Source organism: Sphingopyxis granuli NBRC 100800, from assembly GCF_001591045.1.
Classification (GTDB): Bacteria; Pseudomonadota; Alphaproteobacteria; order Sphingomonadales; family Sphingomonadaceae; genus Sphingopyxis; species Sphingopyxis granuli.
On record NZ_BCUA01000156.1, the window covers coordinates 1 to 3420 of the forward strand.

Here is a 3420-nt window from a genome sequence, read left to right on the forward strand (position 1 = left end):
ATCCACGCCTTGCGATAGCCCGCGACATTACCCATCCGCGTCGCCGGCGACCGGCCGCGCGCGCCATAGACGCGCTTGGGATTCTCGCCGCAGGCGATCTTGATGCCATAGGGGGCATCGGGAAATTTCATGCCCTGGACGGTGGCCGAGGGCACGTTCTTGAGCGTGACCGTGCGGCCGCCGAACAGGTTCGCGGACCCCGGAAGCACCATCAGCGTCGTCACGCCCGCCTCGCGCGCCGTGTCGAAACCGGGGTCCTGCGGCCAGATCGAATGTTCGACCCACATCTGCGCCGTATTGGGGTCGGTCATCTCGTTGACGTCGTTGAGCGCGCCGACGCTGTCGGGCTGCGACCAGGCGCCGAGATGCGAATGGGCGTCGATCACCCCCGGCGTCACCCACTTGCCGCGCGCGTCGATCGCCCGATAGCCCGCCGGAACCGGCAGCCCGGCGCCGACCGCGGCAATCTTTCCATCCTCCATCAGCACCGTGCCGTTGGCGATCTCCTCCCCCGTCGCGGTGAGCACGGTGGCGCCGACCAGCGCGACCGGCCGGGTCGCCGGCGGACGATAGGTGCTCGGGAAAGGGGCCGAATCGACGGCGGGCGACACCGGCCCGGCGGATGCCGCCTGCGGCCCCGCCCCACCCGACGCGGCGCAGCCGGCGAGCGCGAGGGCCGCCGCCGCGACGAGGAGCGGACGCGCTGCCATCGCGTGCCCCATCACGGCGTGTTGGGGGCGACGGACCGGATGAGGGCGCCCTTTTCGTCGAGGAAGTCGATCGACGCCTTGCCGTCGGACGTCACCTGCATCCGGATGCGCGGCCGCCCCATCGCGTCGCTGAGCATCACCGCCGAATCGCGATCGCGCGTCTTGCCGACATAGAGGCGCTGGCGCCCGAAACTGCCCTCTGCCTGCACCTTCTCCAGCAGCGCGGTGCGTTCCGGACCGTCGGGCATCTTCGAGATGCGTTCGGCGAGATCGAAGTCGAGCGGCTGATCGGGCCGGTCGTTGATGATCATCCCCGCCCAGCGCCGCCCGTCATATTCGCTCTGGGTCAGCTGGATCACCTGATCCTGCTCATATTGGTCGAAGCTGAGATGCCCGCCGCCCGACACCTTGCCGTCGGGACCGGTCTTGCCCGCAAAGGTCAGGCCGCCGTTTTCGGACCCTTCCTCATTGTAGAAGATGATCCCGGCGCCGCGATTGCCGGCGGGATGCGGACGTTCCTTGCCGTGCATGATGATGCCCGGCGCGTGGCTGCTGTTCGACACGATCATGCGGATCGTCCCGTCGTCCTCGCGCACGTTGATCCGCTTGACGTCGATCTCTTCGAACGCCGCCTTGCCCGGCCGCGTGTCGGCCCCCGCCTCGCTCACCACCGCGAACGCGAAGGCCGCGGTCAATATACCCGAATACAGCAAGAGCAGCTTGTTCACGTTCATGGGATTTCTCCTTCGGCGGAAGACCGGACGGTCGGAAGATAGCGGTCGCGCAATTCGGTAGCGCGCGACGTCATGGGCTGGCGGGCGCCGCGGATCAGCACGGCGACGGGCCGCGTCAGCGTGTCGAGCGGATCGCCGTCCCAGACGACGACGTCGCCGTCCTTGCCCGATTCGAGCGAGCCGACACGATCGGCGAGCCCGAAGATGCGCGCCGGATTGATCGTGATCGCGGCCAGTCCGGCGCGCCAGTCGAGGCCGCTGGCGACCGCGTTGCCGGCATTGTAGCGCAGTTCGCGCTCCCGATGATTGCCGTTGCCCTCGATCGCGACCAGCACGCCGGCTTCGGCGAGACGGCGGGCGTTGGCGAGCGTCGCGCCGAGCGCTTCGAACGACGCCGGGCTGTTCTGGACCGGAGTGACGAGGACCGGGACGCCCGCCGCGGCGATCTCGCCCGCCACGCGCCAACCCTCGGCGACGCCCTCGAAGATCAGCTTCACGCCTTCGGCGCGGGCCATCGCAAGCGCGTCGCGGATGTCGGAGGCGCGGTTGACGGTGACGAGCAGCGGCATCCGGCCGTCGACGACGGGGATCAACGCCTCCATATCGGCGCGCGACAGCATGTAGGCGCGCGTTTCGCCGCGGTCATAGGCGGCGCGGCGCGCCTTGAAATCGCGCACCTCCGCAAAGAGCGCGTGCAGCAGGGCCAACTCTCCGCCGCGTGCGCCGCCCGTTCGCTCGGCGCCGCCTTCGCCCATTTCGAGCACCATCGCGACCCCGCGCCGCATCAGCATCGGGCGGCCGTCGAGCACGACCGCCGCCGCCTGCCCGGCGAACGGCAGTTCGCGGTCCCCCTTGTCGTCATAGGCAGGCGTGGCGATCGCGCGGGTGATGCCGCCCAGCCGCGCGACGGGCACGAGCAGCGAATCGGGATTGAGCCCATAGCCGGCGTCGAACGCGGCGCTGAGGTCGCGCTTGTGGGTGGCACGATCGTCGGTGGCGGCGACCATCCGCACCTCGACGAGGCCGAGCGCCGTCCCCGCCGCGACCAGCCCCGGCGTCACGACCTTGCCGCGCGCGTCGATGACCGTCGCATCGGGCGGCACCGCGACGCCCGCGCCGACCGCGACGATACGGCCGTCGGCGATGACCACCGTCCCGTCGGCGATGTCGCCCGCGGGGCCCATGGTGACGACACGGCCGCCGGTGATCGCGACGGTTTCCGCCGCGGCCGGGCCGGTGCAGGCCAGCGCCAGCAGGAAAAGGCCGAGACGGGTCATCGCGCGAAATCCTGACCGGGCTGGCCGAGCAGGAAGTCCGACGGCAAGCGATAACGCGGATCGCCGCGATCCCACATCGGCACGCCGTCGATCCAGACCCGGTCGGCGAGCGCGTAGACGCTGAACGGATTGGCGCTCCACAGCACGACGTCGGCCATCTTGCCGGGTTCGAGCGAGCCGACCCGGTCGGCGATGCCGAGCGCCCTGGCCGGATTGGAGGTGATCCACCGGATCGCCTCGCCGCGGGTGATCGACAGGCCGGCATGGTTGGCCGCGGTCATCGCGATTCCCGCCTCCTGATTGAGCCGCTGGATCAGCAGGCCGTCGTCCGAGTGGATGATCGCGCAGCCGCCCGCGGCGTCGATCATCGGCGCATTTTCCTCTATCCCGTCGAGCGATTCCATCTTCGCGCCCCAACTGTTGGCCCAGGTGGCGACGCAGATGTCCTCCTTCACCAGCAGGGGCGCGATCTTGTAGGCCTCGTTCGCGTGATGGAAGGCGCGGATGCGAAAGCCGAACTCGTGCGCGACGTCGATCATCACCGCCATCTCGTCGGCGCGGTAGCAGTGGTTCTGGACCAGAATCTCGCCCTTCAGCACCCCGGCGAGCGTTTCGAGCTGCAAATCGCGCTTCGGCGGTTCGCCGGTGCGGCCGCCGCTTTCCCACCGATCCCATTTGCGCGCATAATCCGCAGCGTCG

Annotated in this window: 4 protein-coding genes; all 4 read right to left on the reverse strand. The window is 69.6% G+C overall.

The genetic code is table 11. From position 1 onward, the window contains the following. A partial coding sequence (locus SGR02S_RS19045; RefSeq protein ID WP_501193788.1) for an amidohydrolase family protein occupies positions 1–710 on the reverse strand: 710 nt, incomplete at its 3' end. 11 nt (positions 711–721) lie between these two features. Next, positions 722–1444: a hypothetical protein gene (locus SGR02S_RS19050; RefSeq protein ID WP_067113779.1), complete on the reverse strand. Its 723-nt coding sequence runs from the start codon at positions 1442–1444 to the stop codon at positions 722–724. Continuing rightward, positions 1441–2721 carry an amidohydrolase family protein gene (locus SGR02S_RS19055; protein ID WP_067113782.1) on the reverse strand — a complete coding sequence of 427 codons (1281 nt, stop codon included), beginning with the start codon at positions 2719–2721 and terminating at the stop codon, positions 1441–1443. Before SGR02S_RS19055 ends, SGR02S_RS19050 begins: the two co-directional genes overlap by 4 nt. Continuing rightward, positions 2718–3420: amidohydrolase family protein (locus SGR02S_RS19060; protein ID WP_156483139.1), on the reverse strand; the 703-nt coding region annotated here is incomplete at its 5' end. The genes SGR02S_RS19055 and SGR02S_RS19060, both read right to left, overlap by 4 nt.